This is a genomic window from Legionella fallonii LLAP-10, assembly GCF_000953135.1.
GTDB classification, from domain to species: Bacteria; Pseudomonadota; Gammaproteobacteria; order Legionellales; family Legionellaceae; genus Legionella; species Legionella fallonii.
This window is the reverse complement of the sequence record NZ_LN614827.1, coordinates 2,065,307-2,080,044: the sequence shown is the minus strand read 5'-3', so window position 1 is coordinate 2,080,044 and position 14,738 is coordinate 2,065,307. Positions and strand designations below refer to the sequence as shown.

Here is a 14,738-nt window from a genome sequence, read left to right as displayed (position 1 = left end):
AGGACGTATAAATTACACCATGTTCCATTGCTCCCCAAGACCTTGTTATACTAGTTTAACAATCTGTTTTGTTTATGTGCTTATATGACGCTTTTTGAAGAAATTTATAGTGCCGCAGTAGATCAAAGACTTGAACAGCTCTCAAACTTCAGCTCTATCGATGTTCAAAATTATAGTGGTTTAACACCTGCAGGAAAATTAGCCTCCGAAGGTAACTTGAATATTGCCATGATACTGCATAGAAAGTTTAGCTCCAATGTGAATTATATCGCTCTGGGTGCCGCTTTGGGTGGGCATATTGAATTTGCCATGGAATTGTTCAATAAACATCGTGCCGATGTGAGGTATATCGCACGGGGCGCCGCTCGAGGCGGGCATACTGAATTTGCCATGAAATTGTTCAATGAACATGGCGCCGATGTGAATGAGATCGCTTGTGGCGCCGCCTCTGGCGGGCATACTGAATTTGCCATGGAATTGCTTAATAAACATGACGCCAATGTGAATTATATCGCTCAGGGGGCCGCTTTTGGTGGGCATATTGGATTTGCCATGAAATTGCTTAATAAACATGCCGCTGGTGTGAATTATATCGCCCTGGGCGCCGCTTTGGGCGGGCATATTGCCTTTGCCATGGAATTGCTCAATGAACATGGCGCTGATGTGAATGATATCGCTTTGGGCGCCGCTTTGGGCGGGCATATTGGATTTTCCATGAAATTGCTCAATGAACATGGCGCTGATCTAAAATATATCGCTCGGGGCGCAGCTCAGAGTGGGCATATTGCCTTTGCCATGGAATTGCTCAAAGAACATGGCGCCGATGTGAATGATATCGCTCTGGGCGCAGTTCAGGGCGGGCATATTGGATTTGCCATGGAATTGCTCAAAGAACATGGCGCCGATGTGCGGTATATCGCTCAGGGTGCAATTTTTGGCGGGTATTTTGAGTTTGCGATGGGGCTGCTCAAAGAACATGGCGCCGATGTGAATGATATCGCTCAGGGCGCAGCTTTTGGCGGGCATTTTGAATTTGCCATGGAACTGCTCAATAAACATGGTGCGAATGTGAATTATATCGCCCTAGGCGCCGCTGTGCGCGGGTATTTTGAATTTGCCATGGAATTGCTCAAAGAACATGGTGCCGATGTGAATGATATCGCTCATGGCGCAGCTCAGGGCGGGCATATTGCATTTGCCATGGAGTTGCTCAATAAACATGGTGCCAATGTGAATGATATCGCTTTGGGCGCAGTTCAGGGAGGGCATATTAAATTTGCCATGGAGTTGCTCAATAAACATGGCGCCAATGTGAATGATATCGCTCAGGCCGTAAATGAATATTTTTATAATGCATCAAGTACGATGCAACACATACTCCCTATAGAAAATGCTGAAGACCGAAAAAAAATCATCGCAATGTTTGAAAATGAGCCTTCGTTCAATCCTGTTGTAAAAGAGGCGCTTCCGCGTATTGCACAAAAAATTGATAATATATATCACTTTAAACGAACCTATGGCGTTGGAATGCAGCAAGCGCAATTTTTACAGATGTGCCCTGAAATCCGTTCATTTATGATTCAGTGCTATGCGCCGCTTATTAATAATGGGCGTTGCACAAAGATGTCATATGCTTTACCCAAAGAGATTTTCCTGCTTATTACTCTCTTCTTGGCACCGGCTTATATGAGTTTTGAGGGTGTTGAAGAGTTGTTATTTAAGCTACAACAACAAACGTTGATTAACGCCCTAAAGAGCTATATTAGACCTGCTGGATGGTTCAGCCAATGGTTTACTAGAAAACCGGTACACGAAGAACGCGCTCAAAGCGTTCAAGAAGCCATTCGAAAAACAAAGAACCTAGGTGAAATGGCTGCCCTAGTTTGCAAACAACATAGCCTGTTTTCCAGGATTGATAAATACAATTCAGCGGGTCAAACGCCGTTGATCATTGCAACATCAAATGGGGATATTACTGAAGTTGAGGATTTGTTAAAAGCAGGTGCAAATCCAGATAAACCTGAATTGAAAAATAAGAGAACACCTTTGTCGATTGCGGTATTAGCTAACTGTGAAAACCTAGTCAAATGCTTACTTCAATACCATGCTCGAATTGATCTAAAGGATAGTGATGGTAATACACCTTATCATCTCGCGCGAAATAATGGCAGCAATGCTGAAATTATGCATCTATTATCTTCCGAACCTGTAGCTCCTGTGCCAAGCAAGCATGAAAAACCATTGGAAAACGACACACAAGATGCATATTATTCATTGTTGCATCGCTCAATAATGCGATTAGATTAGCACTTGCGAGAGCAACCGCGTTCGTTGCCATGCCAAACAGTCCACAATATTCGGGGTATAATAAACCATCCCACTCTCTGTGCCGGCAACCAGTTGTTACCCGCTTAGTATTCGAATTGGAAAATTGGAAACTGAATTGGAGGTCCAGCAAAGAATATTAGTGTATTAGGCGTGGACATAGCCCAGAATATTTTTGATTTACATAGTGTTGATAGTTCGGGCAAGCGGCAAGCGCATTTGGACTCCAGTCATTTATAAATTTCGTAGGATTGTATTCATCTGAAATTTTATAATCAATATTATAATTAAGTCACTGTAGAGTTCTATTTTGATTTTCCTGTTGACTAATGGTTTTTATTTCACGATTTAAGGTATAACTTAATAAGGTTCGTATTAAAACAATACTCGCTAGGATTCCAACGGAATAATAGTCCGGGGCAGTTGTTGTTCCTATTAAGTCGGCAGCAATAATAAACTCCAAGCCTAATGTTAATACTCTACTTAATCTTAATCGAATTTGATTTATATCCATTTTCTTAGTGGTTTCAGAGTTATAAAATGGGTAGGAGATATAACGAAATAATGCGGTTAAAACACCAAAAAAAATAACAAGTACTCCACAAAATGAAATACCATGTTGTATATATAATAATAGGGAGTGCAAGCTTAATATTTCCATTATTTAGTATTCCTTAAATTGGGATTGATTAGGGAACGCTTTCTTTTGTTTCTTATGTAACTGCTTACGCCAGTTATATAGGTTGTTTTCAGTAACTCCAAGTTCCTTGGCAACCTGTCTTATTTTCTATCTCCGTAGCCCCAGCGGTGTAATGTGTTATTTGTACAGCACCTAAATGATGAATATTTAAAAAATTACAAATAAAGCGTGCTATAGGAAATCCACCTCTTGCAATAGCGATTACCGTATCAAAAATATAGTGTGACTCCATAATAAGCAAGGCAAGTTTATAAGTTGCTGCATAGACTTCTTCCAGAGGGACTATTCTTGCTGAAAAATTTTGTTTCATATCATTTCCAAATAAGTATTTCAGGGGGCTTACGAGGAGATGGTGGCGTCTTGCCGGCGGGCCAGCCTACAATGATTGGCGCTATGGCGGTCATTTCAGCAGGAATTCCTAATTCATCTTTCCATTCCGGAGTGTTCAGAGCCTTAACCGCAAAGCCAATGACACAAGTCCCAAGTCCATTTGCATGGGCGGCGAGCATTAGATTCTCAGTGGCTAGCCAACAATCTGCTGCGACAAAATCCCCATAAAATTTGCTATATATAATTATCAACGTTTCTGCATTATAAAATACATTGAAATCTGCTGGCTTGACCAAATCGATAATATGCTTTGCTTGTTGGTGCTCAGCGTTTTTCGTTTCAGTGAGTACTAGGTGCTTGGTGCTTTCTGACAAATGATTTAATAGGTCTTTATTTTGAATGATCACAAATGACCACGGTTCTTCATGCATAGCAGTAGGAGCCTGTATGGCTGCATTAAGCAAAGTATGGATGAGATCTTGATCAATTTTTTGGGGGAGATAATCGCGCACCGCGCGACGATTATATATGACATCCATCACGTTCAAGGAGATTTTGTTATGATTAATTGTTTTTGAGCTGTCCATAATTTATTCCTTGTTAGTCGTTTCCATTAAGCAGCCGTTGTTGATAATTGATGTTGCAAATTGATTGGATGGCATAATTAGTATTCCATTCCATAGATAGTATTAATCTATCTTAATTTTAAATAAAATAACTAGCACAAACCCTGTTCTTACTAGTCGAACTACTTCATTGAGTGCTACAGGCTCTTCAAATAAATGGGGAGCACAGGGATTATTTCTATTTAAATAAAATTGCTGCGTACAACTATCAATTATAGTCAATTATTGGGGAGGGCATATTTTCTTTGCACTAAAGACACTATTTTAATAGGAAGTTGTTTCAATTTAAATCATTCAGTACCAATAATTTCTTTTTTGTAATTGTACTACAAGTAGTTCAATATCATTTTCTACCCGTTGAGAAAGAGTTGCACCTGTTACTGTAGTATCAATTTCTATTCCATATAAAATAATGTTATCTGGCAACATCCCAATGATAACCCGTATCGGTGAGGCTTTTAATCTCTGGGTGGATATGAATACCAGACTCTTTAAATGATCTAAAGTCCTGCTTCTTTCCGTTGCAAAAATGGGTACAAATAATTTCCTTTTTCTTCTTTATAAGAAGCGTTTCATTCTAGCGTAAGTCGGACTCGACATTTCATCTCGTACTCCAAGTCGTTAATTGCTATACATAATGGGTAATCTATAAGTCCCCATGCGCTTTATTCCCAGTGAGGGTTATCTTTGCGGTCAATTTAAGAAAAATAAAGAAAAACTAGCCGCGTTGTAAGCAAAGGCTTGCTTTATGCGATTTTTTGCATAAAATAATGGCAAATAATTTATTTTATATCCAAGAGGATAATATTTTGACTTTTAGTAATTCAAATCAAAATGTAGATACGGTAAGTGATCATAACGCACGTCTACTCCAGAAATATAGAGTTAGTTTTAATTCCACTGAAGAGATTAATTTTGTTAATCGCACATTTTCTAGCGAAATTACCCTAAAAGGTTCTTCTCATCCAATTGAAGAATGGCTCACTACTAAAGATCCAGCTAAACGAGCCGGTTTTCAAGCCTCAGCAGTTCTTTATATACCGGAATCATTGTTTTTTCTCGAAAGGTTACTTCCCTATATGATAAGCATGCGGAACTTGCTCCCTTTTTTAGAAGAAGAGGATCGAATTTGGGAGGTTTTAAATACAGATATCTCCACCATTGATGTAGAACAACTTGAACAAATATTACATGAGAAGGAAAAAAACCTTAAGGAAGCAGGTTCTTTAAGCCCAGATGTAATGAAAAAACGTGAAGCAGAAATTAGAACAATTAAAGACCTCATTCGGCTTAAAAATGATCCTGCTGATGCGACAAAACAATTAGTAAAAGATATCCATCACCTACAATTAGGCACTCAGCGGATCTTAAACGACGCTTACCCGCATCTTTTGGAAATATGGAATAATTCACTTCGAGAAAATTGCCCTTTACCCCTTAATCGTTCTGAGACGGCTATTTCTGATATCAAAAGTAGTAATATAGAGCAACTTATCAGTGTAATCGAAGAACTCCGACACAATTCTGAGGTTAGGTTAAGAAAACCAATATTTGGTCGGGAAACGGATAAAAATAGTTTTTTTAACGACACCCATAAAAGAACAAATACACTTTCCCAGCCTATAGCTAAAGAGGAGGAGATAGAAGTTAAAGACCCTGTGGAGTTATATTTAATGCTCCAACAAAAGCAAGTTTATTTGCTAAATGGGTTTAATAAAGTCTTGAATTCGGTGATTTATAATGCTGTAGGGAACGAAGGAATTAAACAGTGTGAGCGTTACGAATCTGATTATGAAGAAGGAGCCAAGAAATGGCAAAATAGCAAACAATTGCCTGGCCCTATTCAAGTGAACGATAATAATATTGCAGTGGTTGCAAGATGGATTCACAAAAATGTTCTAAACCTGCACAGCCTAGAACCGCTGCAAAAAAAAACTAGCTTTTGGGGAAAACTTTTAACTAAGAAGTCTTCTCCGAGCGCTCCTATTACACCACGAGTTAATAAATCAGAATCTTCTTATTCACAGGAAGCATTAAAACTTGAGAATAAAATAGCGCCTCTAGCGGAAAAATTAATGAATAGCAAACCGCCTTTAAGCCCAAATGAAAGGGAGGAATATTCAGAGCTGCTTTCAATGTTTGATTCTCTAGTAATACTAAGACCTGAGTACATAGCTTTACAGAAAGAAATAAGAAACTTATTAGCTCCACCAGAGACTAAATCTAAAGTGATGGAAGAATTACAAAAGAAAAAATCTGATGATGACTCACAGGAGATTACTCTATCGTTTTAACTAGGAACCAAAGCTATCGCTTTACTATACTGACCATCAGTATAGTCACAGATAACTGGTCTTCTTTTGGGCCTATTAGGTAATGGAATAGCCTGAGGTTGTGATTTAGTTTCTTCAGCTAAAGTTCACCGAAGCCTGATAGGAACAGATGGCTTCTGTTAAATAAGTGGTTAAGCATAAACTAATATATGCCCCTACTTATTTAACACCTTTGGCTGCACACAGTACTTTTGGCGAAGTTGAGTTAAAGGCATTTCAGCAACTTCCCACAAAGTCCAATTATGAGATCATCGCTGTGTGAAATATGGAAATAGGTTCTATATTCGCGCAAATATTCCAGCGCCATAAGTCATCTATCTTCTATAGACAGTTTATTCGGCTTACCTGCTTGTGCTTTTAGTTGAACCTCCGCTTCTAAATTGATGTGACAACTCGCATCCAATTATTTCCTGTAATTAATTACAAATTTGTACCATACTAATGGGAACATCATTTGGTAACGGTATACACCATCTAGAGCATTGAATGATTTAAATATACACACCTTCTCGTACCCTCGATGTCCGACGAGATTAAGAGACTTCTTGAGTCCGAAGACAAGCTTCTTGACATTGAATTTGTTTACTGGGTGCCATTTGAGGCCTCTTGATTAATAGTCAAGTTTAATGTGTTTAAATCATTCGATGCTCTAGAACCCTGGACAAATGGAGTACTTGATGGAAAATAAACAGTGGGGGAGCCTTCTCTGGTACTTCTTAATCACTTTATGGATTATCATCCTTTTTCAGAGCTTTTTTCTAACATCTCATCCTGTAAACATTGCTTATAGTGACTTTGTGAAACTATTAAAGGCAAATAAGCTAGATAATGTATTACTTAGCGAAAATTATATTATAGCCAATGTTAAAGCAGAGGGATTGGGTGGGATACTTACTGAAGACCAATTAAATGAAATTGAGAAATCCACCAGTAAAGAACACCAGGTTACTACCGTTCGTATCAATGACCCCTCGCTAATATCCCTTTTAGAGACCGCAAACATACATTTTACTGGAGAGGTACAAAACAAATGGTTTATTGTATTGCTCTCATGGATTGTTCCTGCACTCATTTTTTTTGCTTTGTGGGGCTTATTTATGAAACGTATTAGTACTTCTGCAGGCACAATGATGGATGTTGGAAAAAGTAAAGCCAAAGTCTATATGGAAAAAGAAACAAATGTGTCATTTCAAGATGTGGCTGGTGTTGATGAGGCAAAGGCTGAATTAATTGAGGTCGTGGAGTTTCTCAAGAATCCACAACATTATACACAGATTGGTGCTCATATCCCTAAAGGAATACTTTTGGTTGGACCGCCAGGAACAGGTAAAACATTACTTGCACGAGCCGTAGCTGGTGAAGCAGGCGTTCCATTTTTTTCTATTAGCGGTTCAGAGTTTGTGGAATTGTTTGTTGGTGTAGGGGCTGCTCGAGTACGTGATCTCTTCGCTCATGCTCGCGAGAAGGCTCCAGCAATTATTTTTATCGATGAACTTGATGCTCTGGGTAGAGCGCGTGGTGCTTACCCTCTGGGTGGAGGTCATGATGAAAAAGAACAAACCTTGAACCAGCTACTCTCAGAAATGGATGGCTTCGATCCAAGTGAAGGATTAATACTTCTTGCCGCTACCAATCGTCCAGAAATACTTGATCCCGCATTACTACGTGCCGGTCGTTTTGATCGCCATGTGCTGGTTGATCGACCTGATAAAGTAGGTCGAGTACAAATTCTAAATGTTCATCTAAAGAAAATAAAGCAAGCTCCTGATGTGGATCTTGAAAAAATTGCAGCGCTGACACCAGGATTTTCCGGTGCCGATTTAGCCAACTTGGTGAATGAAGCCGCTTTACTTGCTATCAGGCATAATGCTGATTCTGTAAGCATGGATGATTTTACTAGTGCAATCGAGCGAATAGTTGCAGGTTTGGAGAAAAGAAACCGTTTACTAAACCCGTTAGAACGAAAAATTGTAGCTTATCACGAAATGGGCCACACTCTGCTAGCCCTTGCTTTGCCAAGTGTAGATAAGGTGCATAAAGTCTCTATTATTCCCCGAGGAATTGGAAGTTTGGGCTACACCATTCAACGACCTATTGAAGACCGTTATCTGATGACTGAAGAAGAGTTAAAAAATAAAATGATCGTGTTAATGGGGGGGAGGGCAGCAGAGCATATTATTTTTGGCCATTATTCAACTGGCGCAGCAGATGATCTTGCTAAAGCGACTCAAATTGCCCGCAGTATGGTCATGCATTATGGTATGGACGAACAATTAGGACCGGTAACTTATGATAGAGAGCCACAAAATTTTCTGGAGGCTTCTCTACCGGTTCAATCCCATCGTGAATTTAGTGAGGATACTGCACGAGAGATTGATGCAGCAATCCGTAAAGTAACACAAGCGGCCTTTGCTGAGGCAGTTGATAGAATTAAAAAACAGCTTGACCGCTTGGAACAAGGAGCGCAATTGTTATTGCAGAAAGAAACGCTTAATGAAAAGGATTTATTTAATTTACACGTAACTAGGTAACGTCCCCGGTTGTAGTTTGTTAATTGGGGTCGCTACCCCATCTTTTAATTCGACTGATTGTCACACCTTGAATACAACTCAGTTAACAATGTATTTCCCTGAGTAATAGGCACGCTGAAGCGCACATCGATTTTGATCAATATGAATAAAAATAGTATAATGTGTGTAAATTAATTAAATGGTCCTTGATTTGACTCCTATTCATCGATTACTGATCTCATTGCGAGAAAGTTTAGGTTACTTTAAGTCCCCGTTAGGATGCTGCCATGGCTTTTCAGTACGTTGGCTTGAAGGCTATTTAGTGGGTGAAGGGCCATTATTTGAAAAACGCCTGAATGATATTTATTCTTATAGCGACACTTTTATTCATTTATTTAACGATCTAAAAGAAAAAAAAGGTCTCGCTTTAACTGAAGAAGATAGAAAACTATTGGATATTCATGCGTTTTTAGATCATCTGGAATTACAGCAATCCCCAGAACAATGCACTTTACTTTTTGGCAAATATCTTTTCCAAACAGATATTGACTCTATCTCCAATATTGCCACATCAGATACCATGCGTCATCATGGCGGCTTACACACTCTTTATTCTAAACCCGGAATTTACACCACAGAAGAAATAAAAAAATATCTGGATGAATTCATCACGACCATCGATCATTCCCCCGTCTTATTAAAAGAAACGTTGGGAATCACATTAAGTGGTATTGACCATACTGTGGCGCTGCTCTACAGGCCACAAGAAGGATGGACGTTTATGGACATCAACAACTATCCCTCCATCACCTTCAGTAAAGACGAAACGCGTTCACTTTCAGAAAAAATAGCCAACGCTTTAAAACTGAATCCATCAGATTTATATACTGCGTTTAATACCTCAGTTTTTACAACAGGCAATAATGTATTATTACCTGAACTGAAAACAGTATTGGAGCAATTCCAAAAAAAACAGATATTCACTAAAGAAATGTTTGCCCGTGAATGCAATGACTATGATCTAGCATATATTGCGCTTGTAAATAAACATGTCTCGGTTTTGCAGGAATACATTAAGTATGGATTTCGTTTAGATAAATGTTATAACCAAAGTACCATGCTTAATCTGGCGATCATAGTAAATGCTCCAGATATTATTGAATTGCTTTGCGATAATGGAATAACCCTCAATGCATCAAATTCAAGCTCACCACCAGTCTATTTAGCTGCATATTCCGGCAATGTCGACGCCATTGATACTCTTTCCCAAAGGGGAGCGGATCTCCATCAAGCCAATGAACATGGCTTTACTCCCTGTTATATTGCGACCTGCATGAACTACGTTTCGGCTATTATTGCGCTTGCCAGGCATGGAGCCAATCTCAATTTAGGGGATTTAAATAAAGGCTCAACCCCACTGCATGCTGCGGTAGACAAGGGACTTATTCAGGCAATAGATGCATTGATCAAACATGGTGCAAATCCTGATTATGGAGATAATAATAAAGCAACACCCTTTCACATTGCGGCAGAAAAAAATAATGTCGATATAATCATCATGCTGGACGAATATGGAGCCAATCTCGATTTAGGAGATAATACTGACTCTACGCCATTACATATTGCGGTCGTGAAAAATAATATCCAAGCCATTTCCGCATTACTCAATTGTGGAGCAAACCCCAACAAAGCCGATCAACTAGGATTTTTCCCGATACATATCGCCGCATCATATGATGATGTTGATGTTATTAATGAGTTAGTCCAACACCACGCACATGTAGAAGCTAAAAATAATGACGGATTTACGCCCATGCATTGTGCTGCTGAAAATAATTTCGTCAACTCAATAGGGGCATTGCATCAGCTTGGCGCGAATATCAATAGTGAAGACAACCAGGGTAATACCCCACTTCATATCGCGATAAATGAAGGATGTACTGAGGCGGTGATTAAACTTGCTGGATATGGCGCGGATGTCAACAAAAAGGACAGCAGAGAGCGACCTCCTGTTTTTTTTTGCAATACAAAAAGAACATGTTGCTATAGTAAAAGAATTAATCGATGCCGGAGCAGATACTTCATTGCCTTATACAACTACGGTAGAAAATCTAAGAGAATTTGTTTCTCAGCATGATAATGAAGTTATTGAATCCATGAATTGCTTTCTAAAGCAAAATACCGCCAACCAAACAATCTCCATTACCCTATACGAAATGGCACAGATCATGAAAAAAGATGAATTGCTTCCGTTGCTATCCCGCAAAGATAAGAGAAAATCAGGGACGACTGAATTTACTTTTTTTACACCGGAACACTCTAAAAAACCCAAAAATGAATCATCTTCGGTCCAGAAGGAACAGTCAAACGTGTTCGAGCCTAAACGCTGAACCCGACCGCGCACCACGTATGGGAGTTTGATAGGCTTTGTTTCTTAACCGCCTGCCATCGAACTATTTTGACAGTTTAGGCGGATCTATAGCTTTCCGGCATTCCCCCAACCCGATTAATCTCAAGTTAAGCTCCATGTGTTATAATTTATCCAATATGAATGCAATTGTACCATTTTAAGAGCCTGCCAGGGTATTAATCAGCTGTGTTCGTTTATAGCAGTATTCTTTTATAGAGATACGAGGAGGCTGAGAATGCCAGTTGAAATCCATCAAAGTAAGGTAATTAATAATTTAAACAATTACCTTAAGTGGCATAATTTACCAGTGCGCATGAATGAATCAGGGATCTGTAATGGTTTAGCATCTGTTTATGCAAAATATGTATTAGAAGGTCGGCAAGATGAATTTATGGAGAAATTAAGCCAAATTGCAACAATGACTACCCGAGCAGAATTAGACTCCCATATTAATCATTTTGTAACTGAAATTGTATTAAGCTTCCTACCGCAGCAATTTAATAAAGAATTAAGCCAGAGTCAATCAATTGAAACTTTGCAAATAGATGGTAAGAAATTAAGCTCTTCATTTGACTTTGGTATGGTAACTAGTGATAAAAAATGGATTTCAATCCTCCAAGAGCTACAATTGAGAGAAAATGAAGCATTAATTGTTAGATCTTTAAATCATGCAATTACCATTACTAAAGAAAAAGATGGGTACAAAGTATATGATCCAAATTACCAGTCAGGTTTTAGAATATTTCCTGATGAAAAAAGTTTAATCCATGAGCTGCATCACAATGTCTTTCGTTATACCGGGCAATTAGCCCAAATTACCGATCCTCTAGGGATAACACAAGAACTAAGTAGTATTACAGCGCCTCTTGGACTAAATGGTCCTTTAGGTATGGGCATTCAAGTAATTAGACATCCATCATTAATAGATACTCCTAGAGAATTTCCTGATGTGAACGTTCTATACAATCAATTCTTGGATCCAAATCAGATTGCACAAAGTGGTAATCGACGTGTTAGCAACTCTTTATTCGTAATTGAAGCAGATAATGTAGATGCTTTGAATTTAATGTATAAAAAAGGTTTTGATGGCGATCCGATCGATTTGATATGTACAGCCTGTGGATTAAACAAGACAAAAACCTTAGCTATGCTACTAGATAAAGTGACTACGGCCGATGATTCAAAACTAGGAATCCCTTTTCTGGCCGCTTTAGGATGTGGTCATGAAGAAGCGTTTAATGTTTTATTGAGTAACAGTAAATTTAAAACTTGTTTTGAAAATTCTATCATTTTGGAAAAAAATGCACTTAAAAATATTAAGATGGCTGCTGTAGGTGGGAATGAGGTCTTACTTGAACGAATGATCAGCTCTTATAAATCAATTGGAAAACCTACACCATTAACAGATGTCCAAATAGCTGAAAAAATTTTAACATATTCTCCTGAGGATAAAGGTGATGTGATTAAGTCTGCAATGGATAGTGGCTCAACTGCTTGTGTCAACTTGTTGCTAAAACAATTAGATAAAACACAATATAAGTGTGATGAAAAACAATTGCTCACCTATTTGACTCAAGCCATTAAATCAAACCAGCCTCATATGGTTAATCTATTTGTAGATAAAATCAAAAAAGAAATGAATCAAGAAAGTCAACATAAGATATTCAAGGCAATAGAAATGAGCACTACCGCAGTTGAAAAAACTGATCTCTCAATATTGCGTCAATTGAAAGAAAGTGGAGTAACCTTTTCAAAAACTGCAGAGGGGGTTATTAATCAGAAGGAACAACGTCCTGTTGGTCTCTTATTAAAGATGGGCATCATGTTGCATCAATTTACAGATTTTATTAAAGAAACTATATTTCAAAGCAATGAAGTGCAAAATAACATTAGAAATTTTATGAAAGCGAAAAATAGTGTTACAGAGTTGAAGTCAAACGCGACTCCTGAGAGTAATGAATCATCGGAGTTTACTCCCTCGTTAATAAATAGACCATAAAAAACGGCACCGTTGTAAAAAAGACAGTTTAATATTTGGATGTACGGAGCACGTACGGAAGAGTTCTTCATTAATGAACACTTTGAATTATACAGTTGAGATCTGTCCAAAGCTTAAGATTTTGTAATTTCATTCTTTTTTGCAACGAAGCTCTTCATATAGCGTTTATTATAGTTTTAATGTGCCATAATTAAATTAGATAAATTCTGGAGCCATATAATGATTTATAAAAATATTTTGCTAGCAGTGGATGGGAGTAACGCATCCAACTCTGCAGTAGAAGAAGTCATTAAACTAATAAAAGATCAAAATACTCATTTACGGGTTATCCATGTTGTTGATGAAAATATGGCCTATCATGGTGGACCAGGTTTTGATGCGGCCTTAATAATCAATGCATTAAAAGAGGAAGGAAAAGAGATTTTAGATAATGCGGCAAAAACCATAGAAAGCCAATCATCCATAAAGGTTGAAAAGTTGCTCCTTGAACTTAGGCAATCTCAGGGGAGAATCGCTGAGATGATTGTTGATGAGTCGAAAAAATGGCCTACTGATTTACTGGTCTTAGGCACTCATGGACGGCGAGGTTTTAATCGTTTTATTTTAGGCAGTGTTGCCGAAAATGTTATTCGAATTGCGACGACTCCTGTGTTACTTGTTCGTAGTTCAAATATGTAATTATTTAACCGTTTGATTATAAAAAATTATAAGATTAATTCTATATGGCGTTCAATATACCACTATGAATCAGCCATATTAACGTTGAACACTAATTCCCTACGTAAGTAGAGAAAACAGAAGTCAACGCTTCAATTACGCTAGTTGGCTAAATAAAAAGTGGATTTCAATTTTGTAAAATAGGTGGGGCCAGAGGGGATATAGCTAAAAATCTTCGGTGGCTCCCAACGCGTTCAACTTATTCAGATTAACTTGCCACAGGATAATGAATCATATTATGAAATTTTGATGATTTTGACATAAGATTTCGGTAACCATGCGGTTGGTTCGCATTAAATCTAATACCTTCACCTTTGGCAATAGCATGCCAATTTCCATCAACTAAAACGTCTATTTTTCCTTCAATAACCACAATATGCTCAATAACTCCATGTTTATGAGGTGGTGATAAGTGCTCACAGCCTGGCAGTAATTCGATAACAAATAGTTCAAAATTTAACTGCGGGTCAAATGGAAAAAGAGGTAAGACTCGAATTTTTTTATCATCGGGATGAATCGTTTGCACTTGCCCTGTTCGGTACACCGCTTCACTAGAGGTCATCTGAATTTCTTCAATAAACGAAGAAAAAGAGGTCTCAAAGCCACTCGCTATTTTCCATAAAGTGCTAATGGTTGGGCTTGATTCTTCTCGCTCTATTTGTCCTAACATGGCTTTGCTAACACCCGTAGCAAGAGCGGCTTTATCTAAACTCCAACCTTTTTTTTGCCGTAATTCTTTTAGTGTTGTTGCAATGTGCTTGTATATATTTTCCACAGGAACCTACAAA

General features: G+C 38.2%; 11 protein-coding genes and 1 pseudogene. 6 read left to right on the top strand and 6 right to left on the bottom strand.

The genetic code is table 11. The features are described from left to right. Positions 1-84 precede the first annotated feature (84 nt). Entirely contained in the window at positions 85-2,307 is a 2,223-nt protein-coding gene (locus LFA_RS08425; protein ID WP_045095798.1) for an ankyrin repeat domain-containing protein, read from the top strand. A gap of 310 nt (positions 2,308-2,617) precedes the next feature. Here the strand turns inward: LFA_RS08425 and LFA_RS08420 are convergent, their stop codons facing one another. Genes LFA_RS08420 through LFA_RS08410 form a run of 4 tightly spaced genes read right to left on the bottom strand, consistent with a single transcriptional unit; the run spans position 2,618 to position 3,942 of the window. Continuing rightward, the gene (locus tag LFA_RS08420) at positions 2,618-2,986 is read right to left on the bottom strand and encodes a DUF1622 domain-containing protein (RefSeq protein WP_045095797.1); all 369 of its coding nucleotides are present in this window, start codon (positions 2,984-2,986) and stop codon (positions 2,618-2,620) included. 3 nt (positions 2,987-2,989) lie between these two features. Then, positions 2,990-3,109 (bottom strand): transposase, encoded by a 120-nt coding sequence (locus LFA_RS20600; protein ID WP_084602235.1) that lies wholly within the window; start codon positions 3,107-3,109, stop codon positions 2,990-2,992. Next, positions 3,075-3,335 (bottom strand): phosphoribosyltransferase, encoded by a 261-nt coding sequence (locus tag LFA_RS08415; protein ID WP_231865916.1) that lies wholly within the window; start codon positions 3,333-3,335, stop codon positions 3,075-3,077. Before LFA_RS08415 ends, LFA_RS20600 begins: the two co-directional genes overlap by 35 nt. Before the next feature lies 1 nt (position 3,336). Continuing rightward, positions 3,337-3,942 (bottom strand): nitroreductase family protein, encoded by a 606-nt coding sequence (locus tag LFA_RS08410; protein ID WP_045095796.1) that lies wholly within the window; start codon positions 3,940-3,942, stop codon positions 3,337-3,339. 809 nt (positions 3,943-4,751) lie between these two features. Between LFA_RS08410 and LFA_RS08405 the strand changes: the two genes are divergently transcribed. Further along, a complete protein-coding gene (locus tag LFA_RS08405) occupies positions 4,752-6,275 on the top strand; it encodes a hypothetical protein (RefSeq protein WP_045095795.1) in 1,524 nt (507 codons plus the stop codon). Between the two features lie 292 nt (positions 6,276-6,567). Here LFA_RS08405 and LFA_RS19835 read toward each other — a convergent pair. Next, positions 6,568-6,672: pseudogene (locus LFA_RS19835) on the bottom strand (transposase family protein); the annotation flags it as partial. Between the two features lie 319 nt (positions 6,673-6,991). Here LFA_RS19835 and ftsH point away from each other — a divergent pair. The 4 genes from ftsH (at position 6,992) to LFA_RS08380 (ending at position 13,911) form a co-directional block, all read left to right on the top strand. After that, on the top strand, positions 6,992-8,845 hold the full coding sequence (ftsH, locus tag LFA_RS08400) for an ATP-dependent zinc metalloprotease FtsH (RefSeq protein ID WP_045095794.1): 1,854 nt from the start codon (positions 6,992-6,994) through the stop codon (positions 8,843-8,845). A gap of 190 nt (positions 8,846-9,035) precedes the next feature. Beyond that, positions 9,036-10,961, top strand: coding sequence for an ankyrin repeat domain-containing protein (locus tag LFA_RS08395; protein ID WP_172653469.1), 1,926 nt, complete (start codon positions 9,036-9,038; stop codon positions 10,959-10,961). A 508-nt stretch (positions 10,962-11,469) separates the two neighbouring features. Next, on the top strand, positions 11,470-13,233 hold the full coding sequence (locus LFA_RS08385; protein ID WP_045095791.1) for a hypothetical protein: 1,764 nt from the start codon (positions 11,470-11,472) through the stop codon (positions 13,231-13,233). Positions 13,234-13,455: 222 nt separating this feature from the next. Continuing rightward, positions 13,456-13,911 carry a universal stress protein gene (locus tag LFA_RS08380; protein ID WP_045097503.1) on the top strand — a complete coding sequence of 152 codons (456 nt, stop codon included), beginning with the start codon at positions 13,456-13,458 and terminating at the stop codon, positions 13,909-13,911. Positions 13,912-14,158: 247 nt separating this feature from the next. On the opposite strand, the gene LFA_RS08375 is transcribed toward LFA_RS08380, so the two are convergent. Then, the gene (locus tag LFA_RS08375; RefSeq protein WP_045095790.1) at positions 14,159-14,725 is read right to left on the bottom strand and encodes a helix-turn-helix domain-containing protein; all 567 of its coding nucleotides are present in this window, start codon (positions 14,723-14,725) and stop codon (positions 14,159-14,161) included. Positions 14,726-14,738 lie beyond the last annotated feature (13 nt).